At 69.3% G+C, this 25,355-nt stretch carries 24 protein-coding genes; 9 read left to right on the forward strand and 15 right to left on the reverse strand.

What is annotated here, in order from left to right:
• Window positions 1–13: 13 nt before the first annotated feature.
• Together DMC64_RS31860 and DMC64_RS31865 are read right to left on the reverse strand one after the other, a co-directional pair.
• On the reverse strand, window positions 14–367 hold the full coding sequence (locus DMC64_RS31860; RefSeq protein WP_037343675.1) for a DUF3099 domain-containing protein: 354 nt from the start codon (window positions 365–367) through the stop codon (window positions 14–16).
• A gap of 17 nt (window positions 368–384) precedes the next feature.
• Window positions 385–1,650 carry an amidohydrolase gene (locus DMC64_RS31865; RefSeq protein ID WP_125736500.1) on the reverse strand — a complete coding sequence of 422 codons (1,266 nt, stop codon included), beginning with the start codon at window positions 1,648–1,650 and terminating at the stop codon, window positions 385–387.
• 27 nt (window positions 1,651–1,677) lie between these two features.
• On the opposite strand from DMC64_RS31865, the gene DMC64_RS31870 reads away from it, so the two are divergent.
• The 4 genes from DMC64_RS31870 (at window position 1,678) to DMC64_RS31885 (ending at window position 6,946) form a co-directional block, all read left to right on the forward strand.
• Window positions 1,678–3,174 carry a methyltransferase gene (locus DMC64_RS31870; RefSeq protein WP_125736501.1) on the forward strand — a complete coding sequence of 499 codons (1,497 nt, stop codon included), beginning with the start codon at window positions 1,678–1,680 and terminating at the stop codon, window positions 3,172–3,174.
• Window positions 3,174–3,599, forward strand: a complete 426-nt coding sequence (gene dtd / locus DMC64_RS31875) for a D-aminoacyl-tRNA deacylase (protein WP_125687898.1) — start codon at window positions 3,174–3,176, stop codon at window positions 3,597–3,599. Before DMC64_RS31870 ends, dtd begins: the two co-directional genes overlap by 1 nt.
• 265 nt (window positions 3,600–3,864) lie before the next feature.
• Window positions 3,865–4,896: a sigma-70 family RNA polymerase sigma factor gene (locus DMC64_RS31880; protein ID WP_037343667.1), complete on the forward strand. Its 1,032-nt coding sequence runs from the start codon at window positions 3,865–3,867 to the stop codon at window positions 4,894–4,896.
• Window positions 4,897–5,287: 391 nt separating this feature from the next.
• On the forward strand, window positions 5,288–6,946 hold the full coding sequence (locus tag DMC64_RS31885; protein WP_125736502.1) for a fumarate hydratase: 1,659 nt from the start codon (window positions 5,288–5,290) through the stop codon (window positions 6,944–6,946).
• Between the two features lie 90 nt (window positions 6,947–7,036).
• On the opposite strand, the gene DMC64_RS31890 is transcribed toward DMC64_RS31885, so the two are convergent.
• The 9 genes from DMC64_RS31890 to DMC64_RS31930 all read right to left on the reverse strand — a co-directional run bounded on the left by DMC64_RS31890 (window position 7,037) and on the right by DMC64_RS31930 (window position 14,579).
• Window positions 7,037–7,444, reverse strand: a complete 408-nt coding sequence (locus DMC64_RS31890) for a hypothetical protein (RefSeq protein WP_037343662.1) — start codon at window positions 7,442–7,444, stop codon at window positions 7,037–7,039.
• Window positions 7,445–7,612: 168 nt separating this feature from the next.
• The gene (locus tag DMC64_RS31895; protein ID WP_125736503.1) at window positions 7,613–8,083 is read right to left on the reverse strand and encodes a hypothetical protein; all 471 of its coding nucleotides are present in this window, start codon (window positions 8,081–8,083) and stop codon (window positions 7,613–7,615) included.
• A 36-nt stretch (window positions 8,084–8,119) separates the two neighbouring features.
• Window positions 8,120–8,917 carry an ABC transporter permease gene (locus DMC64_RS31900; protein ID WP_125736504.1) on the reverse strand — a complete coding sequence of 266 codons (798 nt, stop codon included), beginning with the start codon at window positions 8,915–8,917 and terminating at the stop codon, window positions 8,120–8,122.
• Window positions 8,895–9,749: a 2-aminoethylphosphonate ABC transporter permease subunit gene (locus tag DMC64_RS31905; RefSeq protein WP_125736505.1), complete on the reverse strand. Its 855-nt coding sequence runs from the start codon at window positions 9,747–9,749 to the stop codon at window positions 8,895–8,897. Before DMC64_RS31905 ends, DMC64_RS31900 begins: the two co-directional genes overlap by 23 nt.
• Window positions 9,746–10,807: an ABC transporter ATP-binding protein gene (locus tag DMC64_RS31910; RefSeq protein WP_125736506.1), complete on the reverse strand. Its 1,062-nt coding sequence runs from the start codon at window positions 10,805–10,807 to the stop codon at window positions 9,746–9,748. The genes DMC64_RS31905 and DMC64_RS31910 overlap by 4 nt, the downstream gene beginning before the upstream one ends.
• Entirely contained in the window at window positions 10,804–11,823 is a 1,020-nt protein-coding gene (locus DMC64_RS31915) for a 2-aminoethylphosphonate ABC transporter substrate-binding protein (protein ID WP_125736507.1), read from the reverse strand. The genes DMC64_RS31910 and DMC64_RS31915 overlap by 4 nt, the downstream gene beginning before the upstream one ends.
• Window positions 11,824–11,839: 16 nt before the next feature.
• Entirely contained in the window at window positions 11,840–12,514 is a 675-nt protein-coding gene (locus DMC64_RS31920) for a phosphonatase-like hydrolase (RefSeq protein WP_125736617.1), read from the reverse strand.
• The gene (locus DMC64_RS31925; protein ID WP_125736508.1) at window positions 12,508–13,620 is read right to left on the reverse strand and encodes a TIGR03364 family FAD-dependent oxidoreductase; all 1,113 of its coding nucleotides are present in this window, start codon (window positions 13,618–13,620) and stop codon (window positions 12,508–12,510) included. Before DMC64_RS31925 ends, DMC64_RS31920 begins: the two co-directional genes overlap by 7 nt.
• Window positions 13,621–13,802: 182 nt before the next feature.
• Entirely contained in the window at window positions 13,803–14,579 is a 777-nt protein-coding gene (locus DMC64_RS31930; RefSeq protein WP_016332909.1) for a GntR family transcriptional regulator, read from the reverse strand.
• A 327-nt stretch (window positions 14,580–14,906) separates the two neighbouring features.
• Here DMC64_RS31930 and DMC64_RS31935 point away from each other — a divergent pair, with 327 nt between their 5' ends.
• On the forward strand, window positions 14,907–15,713 hold the full coding sequence (locus tag DMC64_RS31935; RefSeq protein ID WP_081975939.1) for a trypsin-like serine protease: 807 nt from the start codon (window positions 14,907–14,909) through the stop codon (window positions 15,711–15,713).
• 81 nt (window positions 15,714–15,794) lie between these two features.
• On the opposite strand, the gene DMC64_RS31940 is transcribed toward DMC64_RS31935, so the two are convergent.
• Entirely contained in the window at window positions 15,795–16,901 is a 1,107-nt protein-coding gene (locus tag DMC64_RS31940) for a nitronate monooxygenase family protein (protein WP_037343648.1), read from the reverse strand.
• 8 nt (window positions 16,902–16,909) lie between these two features.
• Complete coding sequence (locus tag DMC64_RS31945; protein WP_199755162.1) at window positions 16,910–18,526, reverse strand: acyl-CoA synthetase; 1,617 nt, start codon at window positions 18,524–18,526, stop codon at window positions 16,910–16,912.
• 58 nt (window positions 18,527–18,584) lie between these two features.
• Here DMC64_RS31945 and DMC64_RS31950 point away from each other — a divergent pair, with 58 nt between their 5' ends.
• Window positions 18,585–19,373 carry a crotonase/enoyl-CoA hydratase family protein gene (locus DMC64_RS31950; RefSeq protein ID WP_125736509.1) on the forward strand — a complete coding sequence of 263 codons (789 nt, stop codon included), beginning with the start codon at window positions 18,585–18,587 and terminating at the stop codon, window positions 19,371–19,373.
• A 68-nt stretch (window positions 19,374–19,441) separates the two neighbouring features.
• Here the strand turns inward: DMC64_RS31950 and DMC64_RS31955 are convergent, their stop codons facing one another.
• On the reverse strand, window positions 19,442–21,013 hold the full coding sequence (locus tag DMC64_RS31955) for an acyl-CoA synthetase (RefSeq protein WP_125736510.1): 1,572 nt from the start codon (window positions 21,011–21,013) through the stop codon (window positions 19,442–19,444).
• Between the two features lie 53 nt (window positions 21,014–21,066).
• On the opposite strand from DMC64_RS31955, the gene DMC64_RS31960 reads away from it, so the two are divergent.
• Genes DMC64_RS31960 through DMC64_RS31970 form a run of 3 tightly spaced genes read left to right on the forward strand, consistent with a single transcriptional unit; the run spans window position 21,067 to window position 24,316 of the window.
• The gene (locus DMC64_RS31960; protein ID WP_370325183.1) at window positions 21,067–22,095 is read left to right on the forward strand and encodes a Zn-ribbon domain-containing OB-fold protein; all 1,029 of its coding nucleotides are present in this window, start codon (window positions 21,067–21,069) and stop codon (window positions 22,093–22,095) included.
• Between the two features lie 8 nt (window positions 22,096–22,103).
• A complete protein-coding gene (locus tag DMC64_RS31965) occupies window positions 22,104–23,159 on the forward strand; it encodes a thiolase domain-containing protein (RefSeq protein WP_125736512.1) in 1,056 nt (351 codons plus the stop codon).
• Window positions 23,156–24,316 (forward strand): thiolase domain-containing protein, encoded by a 1,161-nt coding sequence (locus DMC64_RS31970; protein WP_038515922.1) that lies wholly within the window; start codon window positions 23,156–23,158, stop codon window positions 24,314–24,316. The genes DMC64_RS31965 and DMC64_RS31970 overlap by 4 nt, the downstream gene beginning before the upstream one ends.
• Here the strand turns inward: DMC64_RS31970 and DMC64_RS31975 are convergent.
• Window positions 24,313–25,335, reverse strand: coding sequence for a YhjD/YihY/BrkB family envelope integrity protein (locus tag DMC64_RS31975; RefSeq protein ID WP_125736513.1), 1,023 nt, complete (start codon window positions 25,333–25,335; stop codon window positions 24,313–24,315). The genes DMC64_RS31970 and DMC64_RS31975 overlap by 4 nt on opposite strands.
• Between the last annotated feature and the right edge of the window lie 20 nt (window positions 25,336–25,355).

Consider the following 25,355-nt stretch of genomic DNA (forward strand, 5'->3'; position numbering starts at 1 on the left):
CGCGCGAACCGAGTCAGCCGCCGTCGATGACGCGGTGACCGGAGCTTTCGATGCGGGTCGGCTCGGCCTGGTACCGGTTGACCTTCTCGCTCTTGCGCGGCGGCCGGTCGTTGGCCACCAGGACGGCGATCCACGGCAGCGGGATCGAGATCGCGATCAGCGCCAGCGCGAGCCACCAGGTCTGGTAGAAGATCCCGGCGAGGATCAGGCACGGGATGCGGAACGACATCATGATGATGTACTTCCGCTTCCGCTTGGCCAGCTGGTCTTCGTAGGACGGGGCGGCTTCGGTGATCAGCACCGGAGCGGGTTCCCTCGGTTCGGGACCGTGGGCGGGCGCGTTCACAGCACCACCTCCGGCTTCCATGCTCCCACTCCCCCGGCTCATCCGACACCCGGGTGGGTGAGCCGGTGCAAAGCCGCGACCACGAGCGTCTCGACGCCGGCCGAAAGCGTCGGATGCGGGATCGGCGCGAAGAGCGGCGAGTGGTTCGACGGGATGTCCTGTTCGAAGCGCCCGGCGGTCATCGCGGCGATCACCTTGTCCTCGTCCAGGCCGCCGACCAGCCAGAACACCGAGGGCACCCCGGCGGCGCGGCCGAATTCGCTGAAGTCCTCGCTGCCGGTGACCAGCGGCGCGGGCATCACCCGGCCCTCGCCGAAGTGGTCGCGGAAGGCGGCGGTGAGTCCCTCGGTGGCCGCGTCGTCGTTCTCGGTGACCGGGAACGCGCCGATCCGCTCGATCTCCGGCGGTTTCGGCGCGCCCGCGGTGGCCGCCTCGCCCTGGACGATCCGTTCGACCGCCGCGACGACCTTCTCCCGCACGGCCTGGTCGAACGACCGGATGTTGACCTCGAGGACGGCGTGGTCGGCGATGATGTTGTGCGCGGTCCCGACGTGCAGCGATCCCACGGTCACCACCGCCGATTCGGTCGCCGAGATCTCCCGCGACACGATGGTCTGCAGTTTGAGCACCACGGACGCGGCGAGCACGGCGGGATCCACCGTGGTCTCGGGGCGCGAGCCGTGCCCGCCCCGGCCGTGCAGGGTGATGCGGAGCGCGTCGGTGGCCGCCATGATCACGCCCGGCCTGGTCAGCACCCAGCCCGCGGGACCGGGCACGACATGCTGTCCGAGCACCACGTCGGGCTTGCCGGCGGGACCGAAGACGCCGTCGCGGACCATGCCGGCGGCGCCGTCCCCGGCCTCCTCCCCCGGCTGGAAGACGACCATCAGCGTGCCCGACCAGTGCTCGCGTCCGGCCGCGAGGAGCGACGCGGCGCCGGAGAGCCAGGCGGCGTGCATGTCGTGACCGCAGGCGTGCATCACCGGCACGTCGCGGCCGTCGGCGTCGACCCCGCGCGCGGTGCTCGCGTACGGCAGGCCGGTCTTCTCCTCGACCGGCAGCGCGTCGATGTCGGCGCGCAGCATCACCTTGGGGCCGGGGCCGTTGCGCAGCACGCCCAGGACGCCGGTGCGCCCGATACCGGTGTGCACCTCGTAACCGTCGGCCTCCAGGCGCCGCGCCAGTTCGGCGGCGGTGCGGGTTTCGGCGAACGACAGCTCCGGATGCCGGTGGAGGTCGATGTACAGGTCTTCCAGTCCGGGCAGCGCCGCCTGCAGCGGTGCCAGGACACTTTCGAGGCTCACCATCTCATCCTGGCAGTATTACCGACCGTGAGCACACGAGCGGCCCTCCCCGACCTGTCCGACGACGTTTGCGCGAGGCTCCGTGACGCCTTCCGCCGGACGGGTTACGACGCCGACGGCGTGGTCGGCGCCCTCGGCTCCGCGCACGGCGCCCTCGGGCGCGGCGAACCCGAACTCGCCTACCGCGCGACGTGCGACTCGGGTGAGCTCGGCACGCTGATCCGGCTGTTCCTCCTGGGGTCGACCGAACCGGAGAAGGACGTCGAGGCCGCTTTCGCGCCGCTTTCCCTCGATGACGCGGTCACCGCCACCCTGCTCGTACCCGTGGCCGACGGCTACCGCGCCGGTCTCGACGTCCGCCCGCACGGCGACGACGAAGGCTCGTGGTGGGTCGTCGCCGACCTCGACGCCGACATCCTGGGCCGCACGGTGCCCGAAGACCACGTGCTCGGCGTCGGGCACGCCTCCCTCAGCCTGATCCGGGCCACCAGCCGCCGCGAGGTCGGCAGCCTGCTCGACGTCGGCACGGGCAACGGCGTCCAGGCGCTGCACGCCACCCGGCACGCGAAGAAGGTCACCGCGACCGACGTCTCGGCCCGGGCGCTGGCGCTGGCCGCGGCGACGTTCCGGCTCAACGAGCTGGACGTCGAGCTCGTCCGGGGCGAATGGTTCGCGCCGGTCGCGCGGCGCCGGTTCGACCAGATCGTCTGCAATCCGCCGTTCGTGGTGGGCCCGCCGCGCGTCGACTACACCTACCGCGACTCCGGTCTCGCCGGTGACGACGCCAGCGCGCTCGTGGTGCGGCAGCTGCCCGGGTTCCTCAACGACGGCGGCACCGGCCAGCTCCTGGCGTCCTGGCTGCACGTGAAGGGCGAGGACTGGGGCGATCGGGTGACCCGCTGGCTGCCCGCCGAGACCGACGCGTGGTTCGTCCAGCGGGACATCGCCGATCCGGGCCTCTACGTCGGCACGTGGCTGCGTGACGCGGGCATCGACCCCCGCTCCCCCGAAGGCCGCGCGAAATCGGGCGCGTGGCTCGACTGGTTCGCCGAAAACGACGTCCAGGGCATCGGTTTCGGCTTCGTCACCCTCCGCCGGGCGGACGGCGCGACCCCGACGATCGTGTGCGAGGACCTGCGCCAGGCCTACGACGACCCGCTGGGCGCCGAGGCCGCGAACTGGCTGGACCGGGTGGAATGGCTTCGTACCAACGGGGATTCGCTCCTCGATGTCCGGTTCCGGGTCCCGCAGACCGTTCTTCTGGAGAGCGTCGCCGAGCCGGGTGAGGAGGGCTGGGCCACGACCGTCCAGCGGCTGCACCGCACCGACGGTCCCGGTTGGTCGCACGAAGTGGACGAGCTCGCGACACGGCTGCTCGCCGGTTGTCAGGGCGCTCTGCCCCTGGAGGATCTGATCGTGCTCCTGGCGGCCGCTCAGGGCCTGGAACCGGAGGAACTGGCCGAGGCCGCGCTCCCCGTCGTCCGGGAACTGGTCCGGCACGGCATGCTGCTGCCCGCCGTCTGATGCGGGCGGTGGTGGCGAGGGTCACGGAAGCGAGCGTGACCGTCGGCGACGAGGTGACCGGCGCCATCGACGAGCCGGGTTTGCTGGTGCTGCTGGGAATCCACGCCGACGACGACGTGTCCAAGGTGCCGACGATGGCCCGCAAACTGCACGAAGCTCGCATACTTCGCGACGAGGAGTCGTGCGCCACCACGGGCGCACCCCTTCTCGTCGTAAGCCAGTTCACCCTTTACGGCGACACCCGCAAAGGCCGCCGTCCCTCCTGGACCGCGGCCGCCCGGCCCGAGGCCGCCGAACCGCTCGTGACGGCCGTCGTCGACGCGTTGCGCGAACGCGGCGCCCGGGTCGAAACCGGCCGGTTCGGGGCCATGATGGCGGTCCGGAGCGTGAACGACGGTCCGTTCACCCTCCTCATAGAGGTCTAGACCACACGTCTCTTCGATTGGGCACTGCTTTCTCCCCCGCACGGGCATTCTCAGGAAAAGCTCAGGGTTGGTCGAGCAACGCCCCAGGTCAGCCGCCCGTCTCCTCTGTAGCGGCCGGGAACGTTTTCGGACCTCCCGGCGTTGAGCCAAGTGTCCAGCCAAGCTGGGCCGACGAGGAGTAGCGGGTTTTCCACAGGGCCTGTTACGCCGAGGCGGATCCGGCGGACACATCGCAGCACGTTCAGCCCGTGACCGGGGAGGCAGAATGTCAGTCCAGACTCTCGAACGCGAAGCGCGCGGGATTCGCGAGCGCCGTATCCCGGCGCAATCCACCCAGGAGCCGGTGAGCACGGGGGCGCTCACCGACGCCGACCTCGACGCCCAGAGCCCGGCCGCGGACCTCGTTCGCGTGTACCTCAACGGAATCGGCAAGACGGCGCTGCTGTCCGCCGCCGACGAGGTCGAGCTGGCCAAGCGCATCGAAGCCGGTGTGTTCGCCCAGCACATGCTGGACACCGCCGAGGGTCTCACGCCGAAGCGGCGTTCGGAGATGGCCGCCCTCGTGCGTGACGGCCACAGCGCGAAGAACCACCTGCTGGAGGCCAACCTCCGCCTCGTGGTCTCGCTCGCGAAGCGCTACACCGGCCGGGGGATGCCGCTGCTCGACCTGATCCAGGAGGGGAACCTGGGTCTGATCCGCGCGGTGGAGAAGTTCGACTACTCCAAGGGGTTCAAGTTCTCGACGTACGCCACCTGGTGGATCCGCCAGGCCATCACCAGGGGGATGGCCGACCAGGGACGCACCATCCGGCTGCCGGTCCACCTGGTGGAACAGGTGAACAAGCTGGCCCGGATCAAGCGCGACCTGCACCAGCAGCTCGGCCGGGACGCCACCCACGAGGAGCTGGCCGCCGAATCGGGCATTCCGGCGCACAAGATCTCCGACCTGCTCGACCACTCGCGTGACCCGGTGAGCCTCGACATGCCGGTCGGCACCGAGGAGGACGCCCCGCTCGGTGACTTCATCGAGGACTCCGAGGCGACCGACGCCGAGAGCGCCGTGATCTCCGGTCTGCTCCAGGACGACCTGCGCCGCGTGCTCGCGACGCTGGACGACCGCGAGTCCCAGGTGATCCGCCTGCGCTACGGCCTCGACGACGGCCAGCCGCGCACCCTCGACCAGATCGGCAAGCACTTCGGGCTCTCCCGTGAGCGCGTTCGGCAGATCGAGCGAGAGGTCATGTCGAAGCTGCGTCAGGGTGAGCGGGCGGACCGCCTGCGCGCCTACGCTTCGTAGCGGCACAGAGCCTTTCGGCGCGGAAAAAGCAACACCCGTTCGGCAGCGTTGACTTATGACCTGCGTCACGAGACCGTCGAGCAGGTAAAAGTCTTCGCGGTCGGGTGTTCGCGCCCGGATCGCTTTCCCCGGGAGGTCGGGTCCGTCGGGGTGGGCCCGGCCTCCCGAACTATTCGTGGGGCACGGCGACAAAATGCAGGGCGGGAATTGCATTCGGTCCCGTGGGTCGTGAGTGGTAAGTGTCGTTAGAACGACACTCACCACTCACGACCCACTGGACCCAGCACCCACCGGCAGTGGCCTCGGTTACGTCAGCCGTGGCCTCTCGGGCGTCTTGACCGGGCTTGGGTACCGTGAGCGGGTTCCCGATGCCGGCAAAGGAGCCCGCGCAGTGGCGCCCACCACGTTCCAGTACACCGAAGTCCTTCCGCTCGCCAAGGACACCCGCACCGAGTACCGGCTGATCGGCACCGAAGGTGTCGAGGTCATCGAAGCCGCGGGCCGGAAGTTCCTCAAGGTCGAGCCCGAGGCGCTGACCAAACTCGCCAAGACCGCGATCACCGACATCCAGCACCTGTTGCGCTCGTCACACCTGGCGCAGCTGCGGGCGATCGTCGACGATCCCGAGGCCAGCGGCAACGACCGGTTCGTCGCGATGGACCTGCTGCGCAACGCGGCGATCTCCGCCGGCGGCGTCCTGCCGATGTGCCAGGACACCGGCACCGCGATCGTGATCGGCAAGCGCGGCGAAGGCGTGCTCACCGGCGCGGACGACGAGCGCGCGCTCTCGCGCGGTATTTTCGACGCCTATCAGGAGTTGAATCTGCGCTATTCGCAGATGGCGCCGGTGAATTTCTGGGATGAGCGCAATACCGGCACCAACTTGCCCGCGCAGATCGAGCTCTATCACAAAGACGGTCAAGGCGACCCGAGCTATGAATTCCTGTTCATGGCCAAGGGCGGCGGCAGCGCGAACAAGACGTTCCTCTATCAGGAAACGAAAGCCGTCCTGAACCCGAAGCGGCTCGCGAAGTTCCTCGACGAGAAGCTGCGCAGCCTCGGCACCGCGGCCTGCCCGCCGTACCACCTCGCGATCGTCGTCGGCGGCACGTCGGCGGAGTTCAACCTGAAGGTCGCGAAGCTGGCCTCCGCCCGCTATCTCGACGACCTGCCCACCGAGGGTTCCGAGCTGGGTCACGGTTTCCGCGACGTCGACCTCGAACAGCAGGTGCTGGAGATGACGCGCCAGTTCGGCATCGGCGCGCAGTTCGGCGGCAAGTACTTCTGCCACGACGTCCGCGTGATCCGCCTGCCGCGCCACGGCGCGTCCTGCCCGGTCGGCGTCGCCGTGTCGTGCTCGGCCGACCGCCAGGCGAAGGCGAAGATCACCGCCGACGGCGTGTTCCTGGAGCAGCTGGAGCGCGACCCGGCGCAGTTCCTGCCGGACGTCACCGAGGACGACCTGTCCGACGAGGTGGTGACCGTCGACCTGAACCGGCCGATGGCCGAGATCCGCGCCCAGCTCTCGCAGCTGCCGGTGAAGACGCGCCTGTCGCTGACCGGCCCGCTCGTCGTCGCCCGCGACATCGCGCACGCGAAGATCGCCGAACGGCTCGACGCGGGTGAAGAGATGCCTCAGTACCTTCGCGACCACCCCGTGTATTACGCGGGCCCGGCGAAGACGCCCGAGGGTTACGCGTCGGGTTCCTTCGGGCCGACGACTGCGGGCCGCATGGACTCCTACGTCGAACAGTTCCAGGCCGCCGGCGGTTCGCTGGTGATGCTGGCGAAGGGCAACCGGTCCAAGAAGGTGACCGCCGCGTGCAACGAGCACGGCGGGTTCTACCTCGGTTCGATCGGCGGCCCGGCCGCGCGGCTCGCGCAGGACTGCATCAAGAAGGTCGACGTGCTCGAGTACGCCGAGCTGGGGATGGAAGCGGTCTGGAAGATCGAGGTCGAGGACTTCCCCGCGTTCATCGTCATCGACGACAAGGGCAACGACTTCTTCGAGGCCACGTCGGAACCGGTGCTGCAGATCAGCTTCCGCTGACAGCCCGGCCCAGTGTCATGAAAGGGCCGTTCAGGACGTTTTTCGTCCTGAACGGCCCTTTCATGACATCCGGGGATATCCCCTTGAGCGTTATCGCATCTGCTTCAGGACCACGGTCCGCTCCCCCAGCGGCGCCGAAAGCGCCACCGAGATCACCGGATGCCGGATGTCCATCGTGCACATCTGGCCGGTCTGGCCCTTCAGTTCGGTCAGGTTGACGGTGACCCTGGTCCCGTCCTGCTGCGCGGCCTCCGCCGTCGCGTGCCCGCAGCCGCCTTCCTGGCCGCGGATGTTCAGGATCGTCCCGCCGTTGCTGGTGTACACCTCACGCGGATAGTCCGCGGGCAGTGCCGACGCGTCGAGCTGCTTGTCCGGCAGCTTGGTGCTGCCTTCCGGCACCTCCTGGCGCGGCGCGCCCGGCACACCCGGCTGGCTTCCCGGCTTGCTGGTCGGCGCGGGAGCCGACGACGAAGGCGGCGCGGTCGGGGACGGCGGCACGGTACTCAGGGTGCCGCTCCCGGGTCCGGCCGCGGGTTCCGCCGCCTGGTTCTGCGCCCCGCAGGCGGATACCGCAACGACGATCAGGCCAAGGCCGATGGCATTCGTTAAGTACCTCATGTGACTGGGACGGAACGAAGCCGCCATCGGGTTGCATCCCGGACCCGGTCAAACGACGACCTTCCGGGTGCCGAGCGGCTGGGCGAGTTTCACCGGCAGGACGGCGTAGCGGATCACCTGCGGGCACATCTGCCCCGGCTTCGCGTGGTCGATGGTCACGGTGACCACGACCCGCTGCGCGGTCTCTTCGGCGAGGTTCGCCCTCGCCTCGTCGCAGCCGCTCAGTTCGATGTGCACGGCCAGTCCGTCGTTCTCGGCGCTGACCTGCACGGGCAGTTGGGTCTCGACCTGGGACGGCGGCAGCATCCTGTCCGAGGGCGGCGGACCGACGGTCGGCCGTGACATCGGCGGTTTCGCGACCGGCGGGCTCGCCGGGAGCGAGGTGGGCAGATCCGAAGGTGTGGTGACGACCGGAGGGGTGCTCGTGTTCGCCGGAGCTCCGGGGCCGCCCGCGCCGCAGGCCGCCGTCGTCGCGGCGAGCACGATCACCGCACCCAGCGTCTTCGCTGCGTTCATCATGGTGTCGAGACGGAACGAAGCGGACGAATGGTTGCATCACCGCTGTGCCGCGCGCCCCCGGACCAGCCCGAGCAGCACCACCCCGGCGAGCGTGACGGCCAGCAGCAGCACGGTGCTCGCCGACGCCAGGAACACCTGGCCCCGGTCGGTGAGCGCGAAGATGCTCGCGGGCAGCGTGCGCCAGTCCGGCGGGTACAGCATCATCGTCGCGCCCAGTTCGCCCATCGACATCGCCAGCGCGAGGCTCGCCGACGCCGAGATCGACGGCAGCAGGACTGGTAGCCGCACCCGCAGCAGTACCCGGGCCGGTGACGCGCCGAGGCTCGCCGCCGCCTGCGCCAGCAACGGATCCATCCGCGCGATCGCGGCCGAGACCGTGCTGTAGGAGAACGGGAGCAGGATCATCACGTGCCCCAGCAGCACGATCCAGCGCGTGCCGTTGAAGGCGAGCGGCGGACGGCTGAACGCGACGAGCAGCGCCAGCCCCAGCACCACCGACGGCACCGCGATCGGCAGGTGGAACAGGGTGTCGACGGCCTTCCTCAGCTTCGGCGGCGCCGACGGCGACGCGAGCGCGGCCCACGTGCCGAGCAGTACCGACACCAGCGACGCGATGACACCCGTCTGGATGCTCACCGAGAGACTCGCGAACGTCTCTCCGGACAGCGCCTGCGCGAAATGCGAGCCGGTGAGCGCGCCCGGCAGAAGTCCCGTCCAGTTTCCGGCGACCGACGCCAGCACGATCATCAGCAACGGCGCCAGCACGATCGCGGTGAACAGCACCGCGAACACCACCCACAGCAGGACTCGGCTACGCCTGGTCCACAGCAGCACGGCCGCCTCCCTTCGTCAGTCGCCGGTAGGTTCCGTACAGGGCCAGGGAGAACACGACGTTGACCACCGCGATGACACAGGCCTGCGGGAAGTCGAACGTGACGATCCCCTTGCCGTAGACCAGCATCGGCAGCGTCGTGACGTCCTTGGCGCCGAGGAACAGCACGATGCCGAACTCGTTCATCGCCAGCAGCATGGTCAGGCAGGCTCCGGAAGCCAGTGACGGCAAGGCTTCCGGCAGGATCACCTGGCGCAGCACGCGGCCGGGTTTCGCGCCGAGGCTGGCCGCGACCTCCATCTGCGCCGACGAGACCTGGCCGAACGCGGCGAGTGCGGGCCGCATCACGAACGGCGTGTAGAAGGTGATCTCCGCCAGCAGGATCCCGAACGGCGAGTACAGGAATCCGCCCGCGCCCAGGATTCCGGCGCTGCCGTAGAGGAAGGTGAACGCGAGCGCGATGAGGAACGACGGGAACGCGAGCACGGTGTCCACCAGCCGCGAGAGCGTCCGCGCGCCGGGGAACGGCACGAACGCGATCACCAGTGCGAGGAACGTCCCCAGCACCACGCAGCCCGCGGTGGCGCCGAGCGCGAGCGCGACGGTCTTCCAGGCCGCGTCCCGGAATTCCGCCGAGCCCAGGACGTCCAGCCACACCGAAAGCCCGAATTCGCCGGTCTTCGATTCCAGCGACTGCAGGACGACCAGCACCAGCGGGTAGCCGAAGAAACCGAGCAGGACGAGCACCGGCGGCAGCAGGAGCCAGGCGCGACCGGGCTTTTTCTCCCGCCGCCGCGCCGGTGTCGCCACGGCGGTGAGCGCGAGGCCGGTCATCCGACGCCCACCAGCGGGCAACCGTCCGGAATGGACACTCCGACGCGCTGCCCCACGTTCGGAAGGCCCTCGATGTCCGGCACCTCGGCGCGGACCTCGTTCCCGTCGTGTGCGAATTCGAGGTCGAGCCGGAAACCCGTGCCACGCCACTGGACACCGCGCAGGACCGCGGGCAGCGCGCCGGGGGCGTCCGCCGCGGTGATCCCGACCCGATGCGGCCGGACGCCGAGCGCGACCGGCTGGCCCGCCCGGAAGGTCCCGGACGGATCGGCCGCCAGTTCGCGGTCGCCGAGGCGGACCCTGGTGCCGTCGGCCTGGATCAGCTCGACCGGGATGAGATTGGACGCGCCGAGGAAGCTCGCGGTGAACTCCGTCGACGGACGCTGGTAGAGCTCACGGCTCGGGCCGAGTTCGACGAGCTTCGAGTCGCGCATGACGGCGATCCGATCGGCCAGTGCCAGCGCCTCGCCCTGGTCGTGGGTCACGTAGATCAGCGTGGTGTCGGGCAGTTCGGCCCGCAGCCGCAGCAGTTCCGCGACCATGTCCTCGCGCAGGGCGGCGTCCAAAGCGGACAGTGGTTCGTCGAGCAGCAGCACCCGCGGCCGGATCGCCAACGCCCGCGCGAGCGCGACACGCTGCTGCTGCCCGCCCGAAAGCTCACGGGGGTACCGGCGGGCGTACTTGCCCATCCCGACCAGCTCCAGCGCCTCGGCGACCCGGATCGCTGTCTCGGCCCGAGGCGTTTTCCGTGCCTTGAGGCCGAAAGCGACGTTGGCCTCGACCCGCATATGCGGGAACAGCGCGTAACTCTGCACGACCACGCCGAGGCCGCGCCGGTGCGGCGGCAGCGCGGTGACGTCCTCGCCGTCGAGCAGGACCCGGCCGGTGCTCGGCACGACGAAACCCGCGAGTGCCTTCAGTGCCGTCGACTTGCCGGAGCCGGACGGCCCGAGCATCGCCAGCGTCTCCCCTCTCGCCACGGTGAGGTCCAGTGGCGAGAGGGCGGTCGTCCGGCCGAAGCGGACGGACACGCCGCGGAATTCGACCGCCGGGGTCATCGGCCCACGGCCTTCTTGTACGCGGCGAGGTCGGCGTCGAGCTTCGCGAGGACGGCGTCCCAATCCGGCTGCCAGATCTCGACTCCGGCGAGGGCTGCCTTCACCTTGTCCGCGCGCGGGCCGGACGGCGTGACGTCGGTCCGCGACGGGGCACCGAAGGCGTCGACGGCCTTGCCCTGCACCTCGGGCGAGAGCAGGAAGTCCAGGAACTTCTTGGCGTTCTCGGCGTGCGGCGCGTTGTTCACCAGACCGGCGTAGTACGGGAGGGCGAAGGTGGAGCGCTTGCCCTGCGCGTCGGCCGGGAAGAAGACCTCGAAACCGCCGCTCTTCTCGATCTCGGCGAGGTTCATCTGGACGTCGCCGTTGGCCACCAGGATCTCGGCCTTGGCCACCTTCGGCTGGAGTTTGCCGGTGGAGGACGACGGGCCGACGTTGTTGGCTTCGAGCCTGGCGAGGTAGTCGAGCGCGCCCTGATCACCGAGGACGTGCTGGAGCTGCAGCAGGACCGCGGTGCCGTCGCCCGCCTCGCCGGGGGTCGAGTACTGGAGCTTGCCCTTGAGCGACGGGGACAGGAGGTCGTCCCAGGTCTTGGGCGAGGCCTGCGGGTTGCGGATGAAGCTGAGGTAGTTGTTCATGAGGGCGAAGTAGCGGCCCTGGCCGTCCTTCTGCCCGGCGGGGACCTGGTCGATCCCGGCGGGCGCCGTGGCGGCGAGCAGGCCCTGCGACGCGGCCCGCTGGATGAACGGCGGCAGCGTGACCAGGATGTCGGCCTGGGTGTTGGCCTTCTCCTTCTCCACCCGCGAGGCGACCTCGCCGGATCCGGCGGTGACCGCCTGGACGGTGATCCCGGTCTTGGCCTTGAACTCCTCGATGCGCTGGGCGTACCAGTCCTCCAGACCGTCCACTGTGTACAGCGTGACGGTCTGATCGCCGGACGCGCCACCGGCGGTCCCGCCGCAGGCGCCCAGGGTGAGGGCGAGCAGCCCGGCGAGGGCGGTGGCCGCGAGTTTCTTCATGTCGTCAAAGCTCCTTTTAGGACAGCAGGGCGGGGAGGTCGCGGACGGATTCGAGGACGTGGGTGGCGCCGGCGGCTTCGAGTTCCGGCTTCTTCGCCGATCCGGTGAGTACGCCGGCGACGATCGAAGCGCCGGACCGCAGACCGGTCTGGACGTCCGACGGGGTGTCGCCGGCGACGGCGATCCGGCGGACATCGGTGACTTCGAGCCGCAGCGCGGCGGCGAGGACGAGGTCGGGGAACGGGCGGCCGCGTACTCCGTCGCCCGGCGCCAGCACGGCGTCGGCGAGGCCGTGCCAGCCCAGCGCGTCGAGGATCGCGTTCTGCGTGTCCGGCGCGAAACCGGTGGTGAGCGCGACCTTCACGCCGTGGGCGCGCAGTTCCTGGATCGTCTGCTCGGCGCCGGGGACCGGCTCGCAGTGGCCGTCGGCGACGAGTTTCCCGTAGGCGTCCTGGAAGGCGGTGTTCGCGCGCTGGGCGCGTTCCTCGTCCTCGTCGAGCAGGGCGCGGAAAACGACGATCTTGGACTGTCCCATCGTTTCGACGACGTAGTCGAGCATGCCGGGGAAGCGGCTGTCCTCTTCGGACACTCCGGCGGCGGCGATCGCGGCGGTGAAGGCGCGGATCACCAGGCCGTCGTCGGCGACGGTGGTGCCCGCCATGTCCAGGACGACGAGTTCGGTGTTCACCAGGACAGCTCCTCTGCGGTGTCTTCGGCGATGGCGGGGGAACAGGTCATGCCGCGGCCGCCCGGCCCGGTGACGAGCCACGCGTTGTCCGCGACGCGGGCGCGGTGCACGATCCGGGCGGTGTCGGTGGTCTGGGCGTACACCCCGGCCCAGCGGCGGGTGATCCGCGGCAGCGGCCGGCCGAGCAGCGCCCCGGCGACCTCGGCGAGGTGGTCGTACGGCGCTTCGGTGGTGTCGAACGAGAACGGCTCGTCGTACTCGTGGGTGTCGCCGATGGTCAGCGAGCCGTCGAGGCGCTGGACCATGAGCAGCTGCATCTTGGCGGCCGCGGCGATCTCGCCCTGCGGCTGGCCCGCGTTGAGGCCGTCGAGCGCCTCGCCGCGGTACGCCGGGTAGTACCGGAAGCTGTCCGCGTCGGCGACCGTGGTGGTGAGGGTTTCCCCGAGCGGCTCGGTCTGGGCCATCTGCAGCCGCACGCGGCGGACCGGCGTCGTCCCGGCGAGCTCCTTGACCAGGCCGCCGGTCCAGGCGCCGGTGCACAGCACCACGACGTCACCCTCGTGGGTCTCGCCCGTGTCGTCGACGACGCCGCGATCGGTCAGGTCGCGGATCTCGCGGCCGGGCACCCAGGTGTAGCGGCCGCTCTTCGCGAGCTCGGCGCGCAGGGCGGGCTGGGCGACGCGCGGTTCGACGGCGGCGTCGCGGTCGCACCAGAGCGCGCCGAGGAATTCGCCGCGCAGGGCCGGGTTCAGCGCGCGGGTTTCGGCGGCGTCGAGCAGTTTGAAGCCGCGGTCTTCGACCGTGTCGGCGGCCGCCCGCGCGACGGCGAGTTCGGCCTCGGTGCGGACGACGGTGAGCGAGCCGTTCGGCCGGAAGCCGATCCCTTCGACGCGTTCCCCGATGCGCTCCCACAGCACCCGCGCCCTGGCGGCCGTCTCCAGTTCGGGACCACTGGCACGGCCGCCGACCCAGACCAGGCCGAAGTTGCGCACGGACGCGCCCCTGGCCTCGGGTTCCCGTTCGATCTGGACGACGTCGTGGCCGCGTTCGACGGCCTGCCAGGCGTGCTGGGTGCCGAGCACTCCGCCGCCGATGATGAGGATTCGCACACCGCAGACGCTCGCCTGCGCGCACCAACGCTCCGTGACCCCCGCCCTAACCCCAGGTGAAGTGCCTCCGAAATGTGGACCAGACCTGTTATCTTCGCGTTACTTTACCCCGCGTTTCGTCCTCTGGATGCGGTCGTTGAATCCGCAAATATCGCGTTCAGAGGACTGAATGCGGCGGGTGGCTACTCCACGCGGCCCAGTCGGGTCTCGAAGGAGAGCCGGTCGCCGCGGAACAGCGAACGGACACGCTCGAACGGGACCCCGTCGGTGCCCCACGAGGTCCGGTGCATCAACAGCATCGGCAGCGCCGGGTTCGTCCCGATCAGCAGCGCCTCCCGCGGCGTGGCCAGCACGGTCTCGACCCGCTCCTCCGCGCCGTCGAAGACCACCCCCAGCCGTTCCCGCAAACAGGCGTACAGCGACTGTGTGGGATCGAACACATCCATCAGCGTCGGGAATCGCGCGGCGGTGAGATAGGTCGATTCCAGCCCGACCCGCTCGTCGTCGGCGAGCAGTACCCGTTCGATGTGGATGACGTCGTCTTCGGGATCGATTTCCAGTTCCGAAGCCAGCGACGGACCCGCCTCGCGGCGTTCCAAAGAGATCAAATTCCGGCCCGGCTGAATGCCCTGCCTCCTGAGTCCTTCCGTGTAACTCACCAAGGCGAGCGGCTGGACGAGCTTGGGGCCCGCGACGTACGTGCCGCTCCCCTGACGCCTGCTCAGCCGCCCTTCCAGGACGAGTTCGCCGACGGCCTGGCGCACCGTCGCACGGGAAACCTCGAACCTTTCGGACAGTTCCCTTTCGGTGGGAAGTACCGCTCCTTGGCCTAATTCGGAGATCACGTCGAGCAGATCGACTTTGACCGCGTAATAGCGGGGAATGCGGCCGTGCTCGGGAATTCCGTCCCGGACCGGGCCGTCGGCGGGGGGATGCAGTCTAGGCGAACGCGCTTTCACGATCCAGATCCTAGGCCCGATTCCCCATGCCTGTACTGACCCGAACGAAGTGTTCATGCCACGCTCACACTCGTGGCCGAAAGGGCACCTCTCCGAGGTCGTTCAGCCTTCCGGCGGTTCCGGCGATCACCGGCCTGGGAGTAGAGGCGTTGGGCGCTCCGGCCTACGCCATTCGTCGGCGACCAGGACCGGACGTCCGTTAATCACCACCATCGGCCGAAAGATCCGAAGAAAGTCGGTTGTCCCCGTGTGTGCCCACCTGCTGTAGTCAGTTGGCCGCAGTCAGTCTCCCTGCCTCCACTGTGGACAGCCGGAAGGAATGAACCCTTGAACATCAAGCGTCGGTTCAGCCTGCTCAAAAAGACCCTGATCGCCGTCGCGGCGGCCGGAACCCTGGCGGGCCTCGCCACGGCTCCGCAAGCCGCCGCCGCGCAGCCGCCGTCCACCGACGTGGTCGGTGGCACCCGGGCCGCTCAGGGCGAATTCCCTTGGATGGTCAGGCTTTCCATGGGTTGCGGCGGTGCGCTCTACACCCCGCAGATCGTGCTGACGGCCGCGCACTGTGTGTCGCGGACCGGGGCCAACACGGGTATCACCGCCACCCTCGGCGTGGTGGACCTGCAGAGCACCGCGGCCAAGAAGGTCAAGTCGACCTACGTGTACCGGTCGCCGACCTACCCCACCTCCACCGGTGGTGACTGGGCGCTGATCAAGCTCGCCAGCCCGGTCAGCGGCATCCCGACGCTGCCGATCACCACCACGACCGCCTACAACAGCGGCACCTTCACCGTCGCCGGCTGGGGTGCCGCGACCGAGGGTGGCGCGCAGCAGCGGTACCTGCTCAAGGCCACCGTCCCGTTCGTCTCCGACTCGACCTGCAAGGCGCAGGGCGGCAGCTACGCCGACCTGATCGACAGCGCCGAGATCTGCGCGGGCAACATCAACTCGGGCGGCGTCGACACCTGCCAGGGTGACTCGGGCGGCCCGATGTTCCGTCGCGACAGCGCCGGGGCCTGGATCCAGGTCGGCATCGTCAGCTGGGGCGAAGGCTGCGCGCGGGCGCACGCTCCCGGCGTCTACACCGAGGTGAGCACCTTCGCGACCGCGATCAAGAACGCGGCCGCAGGTCTCTAGTCCAACCGCACGGCATGCCATGAACGGTCCGTTACTTGCGAATTCCGCAAGTAACGGACCGTTCATTGCGTTCTGGGGTCGTCAGCGGGTTTTGTCCAAACGCGACAGTGTCTCTTCGTACCCCGAGACGAGTTCCGCGATCACGTCGGCGACCGGGCGCACCCGGTCCATCCGCCCGACGATCTGCCCCACCGGCATCGAGACCACACTCGGATCCGCCGCGTGGTGGATCCGGTTGTGCGCGTGGGAGACCAACAGGTTCTGCAACGGCATCGGCAACGGCTCGGGCGCGTCGGGCGCGGCCCACGCCTCGGTCCACCGGGTCTTGAGCAGCCGCGCCGGTTTGCCGGTGTAGATCCGCGTGCGGACGGTGTCGGACGACCCCGCCGCGACCAGCGCCCGCTGCATCGCCTCGGACTCCCCCATGGTCTGGAGGTATTCCTCGGTGGCGAGCCAGAAGGAGCCCATCCAGACCCCGGACGCGCCCAGCGCGAGCGCGGCCGCGACCTGCCTGCCCGAGCCGATCCCGCCCGCGGCGAGCACCGGGACCCGGTCGCCGACGGCGTCGACCACCTCGGGCAGCAGGACCATCGACGCGATCTCGCCGGTGTGCCCGCCCGCCTCATAACCTTGTGCCACAACGATGTCGACGCCGTTGTCGACGTGCCGGACGGCGTGTTCGGCCTTGCCCGCCAACGCCGCGACCGGCACGCCCTTCGCGTGACACTGCTCGATGACGTCCACCGGCGGTGAGCCCAAGGCGTTGGCGATCAACCGGATCGGGTGTTTCAGCGCGACCTCGACATGGGACCGGGCGACCGAATGCAGCCAGCCCAGCACGCCCGCGCGTTCGTCGGTGTCGTCCGGCAGCGGTGGCACCGCGAGGTCGCGCAGCGTCCGCTCCACGAAGTCGCGGTGCTCCTGCGGGATGTGCTTCGCGAGATCGATCGACGTCCCTTCGGCCGGGATCTTCGCCGGCATCACGATGTCGACGCCGTACGGCTTCCCGCCGGTGTTCTCGTCCATCCACGACAGGACGGCGTCGAGTTCGGCCGCGTCGTTGAACCGCACGCAGCCCAGCACGCCGAGCCCGCCCGCCCGGCTGATCGCCGCGGCCACGTGCTCGGACGGGGTGAACCCGACGATCGGCAGGTCGATCCCGAGCCGGTCGCACAGAGACGTCCGCATGAAACTCCTTACGCCGGTTGGATGGTGACGGGCTCGTGCTCGGAGGCGTAGCGCTGGGCCCAGGGATAGTCCGGCTTCCCGCTGGGCGAACGCCCGATCTCCTCCGCGAGCCAGAGACTGCGCGGCACCTTGTACCCGGCGATCTCGGTCCGTACATGCGCTTCGAGCGCGGCGACGTCGAGTTCCTTGCCGGAGCGCGGCTGGACCACCGCGGCCACCCGCTGGCCGAGCCGGTCGTCGGGGATGCCGATGACGAGTGCGTCGAAGACGTCCGGATGCGATTTGAGCGCGCCCTCGACCTCTTCCGGGTACACCTTCTCGCCGCCGGTGTTCACGCATTGCGACCCCCGGCCGAGCAGGGTCACCGTGAGGTCTTCCTCGTAGCGCGCGTAGTCACCCGGGACGACGTACCGCTTGCCGTCGATCTCGACGAAGATCTTCTCGGTCTTCGCGGGATCCTTGTAGTACCCGAGCGGGACGTGCCCGCGCCGGGCGATCAGGCCGATCGCGCCCGGTTTCGGCTCGACCAGCGCGCCGTCGTCGTCCACGAGGATCGCGTCCTTGCCGAAGTTGACCCGCGGACCGGCGGAATGATCGCTGTCCTTGCTGACCATGCCGATACCGGTGAACCCGCTTTCGGACGAGCCGATCGCGTCGGTGATCACCACATGCGGGAGCAGCGACAGGAATTCCTGCTTCACCGACTGGGAGAACAGGGCGGCGTGACTCGACACCGCCACGATCGACGACGCGTCGTAGTCACCCTCGCGATAGGCGTCGATCAGCGGCCGCGCCATCGCGTCGCCGACGATGGTGAGCACCTGGACCTTGTTGTCCTGCACGGCTTTCCAGACGTCGTGCGCGTCGAACCGCGGGACGAACACGACCGGGCTACCGGTGAACAGCGCGCCGAACGCGGCCCACTGCGCGGCGCCGTGGATCAGCGGCGCGGCCGGGAGCCGGACCAGGCTGCCCGACTTGCCCTGTTCGGCGAGCGTCCACTCGTCCGGGACGTACTCGCCGGTGACGAAGTTGATACCGCCGCCGAGCGCCCGCCAGATGTCCTCGTGACGCCACAGGACGCCCTTGGGATAGCCGGTGGTGCCGCCGGTGTAGAGGATGTAGATGTCGTCGGCGCTGCGCTCGGCGAAGTCGCGCTCGGGTGAGCCTTCGGCGAGCGCGGCTTCGTAGTCCACGCCGCCGTAGGACGAGTAGTCGCCGTCGCTTCCGTCGTCGACGACGACAACGTGTTTCAGTTTCGGCGTTTCCGGCAGGACGGCGGCCACCTTGTCCGAATACCCGCGTTCGTGGACCAGCGCCACGAGGTCGGCGTTGTCGAACAGGTACCGCAGTTCGCCGTGGACGTACCGGTAGTTGACGTTGACCGCGATCGCGCGCAACTTGTACGCGGCGATCATCGATTCCAGGGCCTCGATCGAGTTCCGGGAATAGACACCGATGTGGGATCCGGGTCCCACGCCGTGTGCGGCGAGGTGGTGCGCCAGCCGGTTGGCGCGCTCTTCCAATTCGGCGAAGGTGACCCGCCGATCGCCGCAGACGACCGCGATGCGCTCCGGCACGGCGTCGACGGCGTGCTCGAGTAGATCCGCGATGTTGAGTGCCACTTCCTCAAAGTAGAACATGTTATCGTTCTGGGCAATGGCCGCTCTTCAGGAGGTTCAAGTGGGCGAACCGCACGCACTGGTGGAAAAGATCGGACACACTCTCGTGGTCACGATGAACCGGCCTGAGGCCCGCAACGCGCTCAGCGGCGAGATGCTCGGGATCATGGTCGAGGCGTGGAACCGGGTCGACGAGGACGACGACGTCCGGTGCTGCGTGCTCACCGGAGCGGGTGGCGCGTTCTGCGCGGGCGCGGATCTGAAGTCGATGTCGAAGAACTCGCCGTCCGATTCGTTCGAGAAAGGCACTTTCGACCCCAGCAAGATCGAGGGACTGCTGAAAGGGCGGCGGCTGACGAAGCCGTTGATCGCGGCCGTCGAAGGACCGGCGATCGCGGGCGGGACCGAGATCCTTCAAGGCACCGACATCCGCGTCGCGGGCGAGAGCGCGAAGTTCGGCGTGTCCGAGGCGCGGTGGAGCCTGTTCCCGATGGGCGGTTCGGCCGTGCGGCTCCCCCGCCAGATCCCGTACACCGTCGCCGCCGACCTGCTGCTGACCGGACGCCACATCACCGCGGCCGAGGCGCTGGAGATCGGCCTGATCGGCCACGTCGTGCCGGACGGCAAGGCACTCGACAAAGCGCTCGAACTCGCCGGCCTCATCTCCGCGAACGGCCCACTGGCGGTCCGCGCGATCCTCAAGACCATGCGCGACACCGAGGGCATGCACGAGGAAGAAGCCTTCAAACTCGACGCCCAGTACGGCATCGAGGTCTTCGCGAGCGAAGACGCGAAGGAAGGCCCCCGAGCCTTCGCCGAGAAGCGCAAGCCCGTCTTCCGGGGCCGCTGAGCCCCGCGTTTCGTCCTCTGGATGCGGTAGTTCGCCGGTGAACTACCGCATCCAGAGGACTAAATGCGTCAGGGGGCGCGGTGGCCTTCCCAGTACGGGTCGCGGAGCTTGCGCTTGTAGAGCTTCCCGTTCGGGTCGCGCGGGAGTTCGGGCAAGTAGTCGACGGAACGCGGGAGCTTGAACTTCGCCAGCCGCGACGCCGCGTACTCGAGGATCTCCGCGGTCAGCTCCTCGGACGGCTCGACCCCGTCCGCGGGCTCGACGACGGCCTTGATCGCCTCACCCCAGTCCTCGTGCGGGACGCCGAACACCGCGACGTCGGCGATCTTCGGATGCATCACCAGCTCGCCCTCGATCTCCGCCGGGTAGATGTTGACCCCGCCCGAGATGATCAGATCCGCCTTGCGGTCGTGCAGGAAGAGGTAGCCGTCCTCGTCGAGATGCCCGACGTCGCCGAGGGTGAACAGATCCCCGACCCGCGCCTTGTCCGTCTTCGCCCGGTCCTTGTGGTACTCGAACTTCGAGTCGCCCATCTTCATGTACACCGTGCCGGTCTCGCCGGCGGGCAGTTCCGCGCCCTCGTCGTCGAGGATCTTGATCGTCGAACCCGGCCACGGCAGCCCGACCGACCCCGGTTTCTTCAGCCATTCCTCGCCCGAGATCGCCGTCCCGCCGCCTTCGGTGGCCGCGTAGTACTCGGTGACGACCGGGCCCCACCAGTCGAGCATCCGGCGTTTGACCTCCAGCGGGCACGGCGCCGCGCCGTGGATCATCACGCGCAGCGAACTCAGGTCGTAGGCCGCGCGGACGTCGTCCGGCAGGGCGAGCAAGCGGCGGAACTGCGTCGGGACCATATGGCTGTGCGTGACGCGGTGCCGCTCGATCAGCCGCAGCATGTCCTCGGCGTCCCAGCGGTCCATCAGCACCGCGGTATGGCCCAGCTGCAGGGAAATCGCGACGAAGTTGAGCACGGCCGTGTGATAGAGCGGCGATCCGCACAGATGCACGTGGTCGTCGTGCGGCGCCAGCCCGAAGATCCCGAAGAACCACGTCGACGCGGCCGGCACGGAGTCGGGGTCGGCGCCGGTCAGGGGCCGCCGGACACCCTTGGGCCGCCCCGTGGTCCCCGACGTGTAGAGCATCGGCGAGCCCGCCGTGCGCCTTTCCGGACGTCCGTCGCACGAGCTCTCACCATTGCCGGAGCCGAGTTCCTCGATCCGGCGGAAGCCGTCGACGTCACCGACGGCGAACCGGCCGCGTTCCGGGATCCCGGCCTCGTCGGCGGCGGCGATCGCGACGTCGGCGAACCGTTCGTGCGCGAGGAAGGCCTTGGCGCCGCTGTCGGACAGGATGTAGGCGACCTCCGGCGCGACGAGATGCCAGTTGACCACCACGATGTACAGACCGGATTGGATGGCGGCGAAGTACGCCGCCACGAGTTCGTCGCCGTTGGGCTGCAGGACGACGACCACGTCTCCGGCCTCCAGCCCGAGGGCCTGCAGGCCCCGGGCGTACGCGTTCGCTTTCGCGGCGAGGTCCCCGTAGCCGATGGAGCGGCCGTCCGGATCGACGAGCGCGACCCGTTCCGGCTCCTGTGCGGCGATGTTCCAGACCCCAAGTGTCCCGGTGGCAGTCGACATACCCGCGAATCTAGAACGCGTTCCACTCAAGGGCAACCGCCAACCAAGCCCAGATGGCCGATCTTGCCGAGAAATCGAGAACATGTTTCACTCAGAACGTGAGCGCACCTGAACTCCCGCTGTCGGCCCCGCTCAACGTGGGCTTCGACTACACGCGTTCGGTCGGCCCGGTACTCGGCCGGTTCGTCGACGCCCTGCGCGAACGCCGCGTCGAAGGCGTCCGGGGCAGCGATGGCCGCGTCCACGTACCCCCTTTGGAGTACGACCCCGTGACCGCCGAAGCCCTGTCCGAGTTCGTCCCGGTGGCCTCCGAGGGCGAGATCGTCTCCTGGTCCTGGATCACCGAACCCGTCGACGGCCAGCCGTTGTCGCGGCCGTTCGCGTGGGCGCTGATCCGGCTCGACGGCGCCGACACCTCGATCCTGCACGCCGTCGACGCGGGCACGCCTTCGAATGTCCACACCGGACAGCGCGTGCGGATCCGCTGGGCCGAGGAGACCGTCGGCCACATCCGGGACATCGCCTACTTCGTCCCCGCCGACGGGCCCGACACCGAACCCACCGAGGCGCCTCCCCCGGTCGCGAAACGCGAGGAGGGCGCCCCGGTCAGCGTGGTGATCACGCCGATCCACCTGCGCTACGAGCATTCCGCCTCGCCCGAGGAAAGCCGGTACCTGCGCGGGCTCGCGGAGGGGAAGCTGATCGGCCAGCGCTGCCCGTCGTGCGAGAAGGTCTACATCCCGCCGCGCGGCGCGTGCCCGACCGACGGCGTGCCGACCACCGACGAGGTCGAACTGCCCGACACCGGCATCGTCACCACGTTCTGCATCGTGAACGTGCCGTTCCTCGGCCAGAAGATCAAACCGCCGTACGTGGCCGCGTACATCCTGCTCGACGGCGCGGACATCGCGTTCCTGCACCTCGTCCTCGGCTGCGACGCCGCCGACGTCCGGATGGGCATGCGGGTGCGCGCCTCCTGGAAACCGCGGGACGAATGGTGGACGTCGCTGGAGAACATCGGCCATTTCGAACCGACCGGCGAACCCGACGCGCCGTACGAATCCTTCGCCCACCATCTGTGAGGACCACCGTGCCAGATGTAGCAGTCGTGGGCTTCGCGCAGGCCCCCAACGTCCGCAGCACCCCGGGCACCACCAACGGCGTGGAAATGCTGGTGCCGATCTTCGCCGAGGTCTTCGAGCGCACCGGCCTGTCCAAAGAGGACATCGGGTTCTGGTGCTCGGGTTCCTCGGACTACCTCGCCGGCCGCGCGTTCTCGTTCATCGCGGCGGTCGACGCCATCGGCGCCTTCCCGCCGATCCACGAGTCGCATGTCGAGATGGACGCCGCCTGGGCGTTGTACGAGGCGTGGCTGAAGATCCGGATGGGCGAGGTCGACACCGCGCTGGTCTACGGCTTCGGCAAGTCGTCCGCCGGGCAGTTGCGGCGGGTGCTCGCCCTGCAGATGGATCCCTACGTCGTCGCGCCGTTGTGGCCGGATTCGGTGAGCATCGCCGGGATCCAGGCGCGGCTGGGGCTGGAATCCGGGCTGTGGTCGGAAAAGGATCTCGCCGAGGTCGCCGCGCGCAGCCGCGCCGACGCCGCCGGCAACCCCGCCGCGCAGCTCTCCGGAACGGTCGAAGTCGCGGAGCTCCTCGACGCCCCGTACTTCGCGGATCCGTTGCGGGCCCACGACATCGCGCCCATCACCGACGGCGCCGCCGTGCTCGTGCTCGCGTCGGCCGAACGGGCGGCGGACCTCGTCGACAGCCCGGCGGTGATCACCGGGATCGAGCACCGGGTCGACTCCCCCGCGCTCGGCGTCCGCGACCTCACCAAGTCGCCATCGACGGCGGCCGCCGGGCGGGCACTCGACCTCGACGGCGTCGAAGTGGCCGAACTGCACGCGCCGTTCACCCATCAGGAATTGATCCTGCGTGAGGCACTCGGCCTCGGCGACCAGGTGCGGATCAACCCCTCCGGCGGGGTCCTGACCGGTAATCCGATGTTCTCGGCGGGACTCGCGCGGATCGGCGAGGCGGCGAACCGCGTCCTCGACGGCACCGCGCGCAAGACCCTCGCCCACGCGACCAGCGGCCCCGTCCTCCAGCAGAACCTGGTCGCGACCTTGGAGGTCCTCTCGTGAAGCACCTCGCGGCCGTACTGGGAACCGGCCAGACCCACCACAAGGCCAAACGCACCGACGTGTCCATGCCCGGCCTGCTCCGGGAGGCCATCGACCGCGCGATGCTCGACGCGGGGACCGGCTGGGACGACATCGACGCCGTCGTCCTCGGCAAGGCGCCGGATCTGTTCGAGGGCGTGATGATGCCCGAACTGTTCCTCGCCGACTCGCTCGGCGCGACCGGGAAACCGTTGCTGCGCGTGCACACCGCAGGTTCGGTCGGCGGGTCGACCGCGCTCGTGGCGGCGTCACTGGTGCAGGCGGGCGTGCACGAACGGGTGCTGACCGTGGCCTTCGAGAAGCAGTCCGAGTCGAACGCGATGTGGGGCCTGTCGATCCTGCCGCCGTTCCAGATGCCGGTGGGCGCCGGGGCGGGCGGGTACTTCGCGCCACACGTGCGGTCCTACATCCGGCGATCCGGCGCGCCCGACCATGTCGGCGCGATCGTCGCGGCCAAGGACCGCCGCAACGGCGCGCTGAATCCGTACGCGCATCTGCGGCAGGCCGACATCACCGTGGAGTCGGTGCAGGCGTCGCAGATGCTGTGGGATCCGATCCGCTACGACGAAACGTGCCCGTCTTCCGACGGCGCGTGCGCGATGGTGATCGGCGACGAGGCGTCGGGCGACGCAGTTCCCGGTGGCGCGGCCTGGATCCACGCGACCGCGATGCGCACCGAACCGACCACGTTCGCCGGACGCGACCAGGTCAACCCCCAGGCGGGCCGGGACGCCGCGGCCGCATTGTGGCGCGACGCCGGGATCACCGATCCACTGTCCGAAGTGGACGCCGCCGAGATCTACGTGCCGTTCTCGTGGTTCGAGCCGATGTGGCTGGAGAACCTGGGCTTCACCGACGAGGGCCAGGGCTGGAAGCTCACCGAGGCGGGCGAGACCGCGCTCGGCGGACGCCTGCCGATCAACCCTTCGGGCGGGGTGCTCTCGTCAAATCCGATCGGCGCGTCCGGGATGCTCCGGTTCTCCGAGGCGGCCAAGCAGGTGATGGGCCGGGCCGGGGACTACCAGGTCGACGGCGCGCGGATCGCGCTCGGGCACGCGTACGGCGGCGGTTCGCAGTTCTTTTCGATGTGGGTGGTGGGGTCGGCGAAGCCGAGCTAAGAGCGACGCCGGGGCCGGAGGCGTTGCGCGGCCAGGGTCGCGACCACCCCGGTCACCGCGCCGACCAGCGCCGGCTTGAGCCCGTGCCGGTCGGGGGCCGCGACCACCGGCCGGACCACCACGGGAGGCGGGGGCTTCACCGGGTCCGGCGGGGCGTCGCGCGCGGTCGCCGTCCAGGCCGTGACGAACACCAGCATCCGCGCCACCAGCGAGATGAAGAAAATGAGACCGATGATGGAACCGAACGCGACCCCGGTCGGCGAGTTCCCGATCAGGCGCAGGTAGATCCCACCGGCCTGCTTCAGCAGTTCGAAGCCCAGCGCCAGCGCGACCGCACCGCGCATCGCACTGCGGACCCCGACCGGTTTCCGCGGCAGCCGGGTGAGCACCCAGAGGAATACGAGCCAGTTCGCCAGCAGCGCCAACGGGATCGAGATCGCCGACAGCACGTTGTGGCCCCAGGCGGTGTCGTCGACCCCGGCCAGCCCCAGCAGGTACCGGCCGAGCGCGGAGCCGGAGATGGTGATGGCGAACGAGAGCAGCAGCGCGCTCGCGAGGCCGAGCAACGCGAGCAGGTCCGCGGCGATCGTGCGCAGCAGCGGGAGATCCGACCGGTTCTGGCCCCACAGCGCGGTGAGCGCGTCCCGCAGCGAGTTCATCCAGTTCCAGCCGGAGTACAAGCCGATGATCAAACCGATGATCCCGACGCTGGTGCGCTGCTCGACGAATCCGGTGAGCAGCTCCCCCGCCTTGTCGCCGAGGCCGCCGGGCAGGGTGCCGGTGATCGCGTTCAGCATCGACTCGATCAGCTGCGGCTGGCTCGCCAGCACGAAACCCGCCACCGAAACCGCGACCATGAGGATGGGCACCAGCGAGAACAGGCTGAAATAGGTGATCGACGCGACGTAGTGGTAACCGCCGTACTCGATGTAGCGGTTCACCGCCCGCGCCACGTGGTCCAGCCAGCGGTAGCGGGCGCGCAGCCGCTTCCATTTCGTCGGTGCCTTCTTCTCCCTCACACGCCAATGTCTACCTCAGC

The organism is Amycolatopsis sp. WAC 04197 (genome assembly GCF_003947475.1).
Lineage (GTDB): Bacteria > Actinomycetota > Actinomycetes > Mycobacteriales > Pseudonocardiaceae > Amycolatopsis > Amycolatopsis japonica.

Excerpts from the sequence above, each read along its gene's own strand:
- DMC64_RS31960 (WP_370325183.1), top strand. The coding sequence starts at position 21,067 with ATGGCCGATCTTGCCGAGAAATCGAGAACATGTTTCACTCAGAACGTG.
- DMC64_RS31955 (WP_125736510.1), bottom strand. The coding sequence starts at position 21,013 with ATGTCGACTGCCACCGGGACACTTGGGGTCTGGAACATCGCCGCACAG.
- DMC64_RS31880 (WP_037343667.1), top strand. The coding sequence starts at position 3,865 with ATGTCAGTCCAGACTCTCGAACGCGAAGCGCGCGGGATTCGCGAGCGC.
- DMC64_RS31860 (WP_037343675.1), bottom strand. The coding sequence starts at position 367 with ATGGAAGCCGGAGGTGGTGCTGTGAACGCGCCCGCCCACGGTCCCGAA.
- DMC64_RS31895 (WP_125736503.1), bottom strand. The coding sequence starts at position 8,083 with ATGATGAACGCAGCGAAGACGCTGGGTGCGGTGATCGTGCTCGCCGCG.
- dtd (WP_125687898.1), top strand. The coding sequence starts at position 3,174 with ATGCGGGCGGTGGTGGCGAGGGTCACGGAAGCGAGCGTGACCGTCGGC.
- DMC64_RS31940 (WP_037343648.1), bottom strand. The coding sequence starts at position 16,901 with ATGCGGACGTCTCTGTGCGACCGGCTCGGGATCGACCTGCCGATCGTC.
- DMC64_RS31905 (WP_125736505.1), bottom strand. The coding sequence starts at position 9,749 with ATGACCGGCCTCGCGCTCACCGCCGTGGCGACACCGGCGCGGCGGCGG.
- DMC64_RS31910 (WP_125736506.1), bottom strand. The coding sequence starts at position 10,807 with ATGACCCCGGCGGTCGAATTCCGCGGCGTGTCCGTCCGCTTCGGCCGG.
- DMC64_RS31915 (WP_125736507.1), bottom strand. The coding sequence starts at position 11,823 with ATGAAGAAACTCGCGGCCACCGCCCTCGCCGGGCTGCTCGCCCTCACC.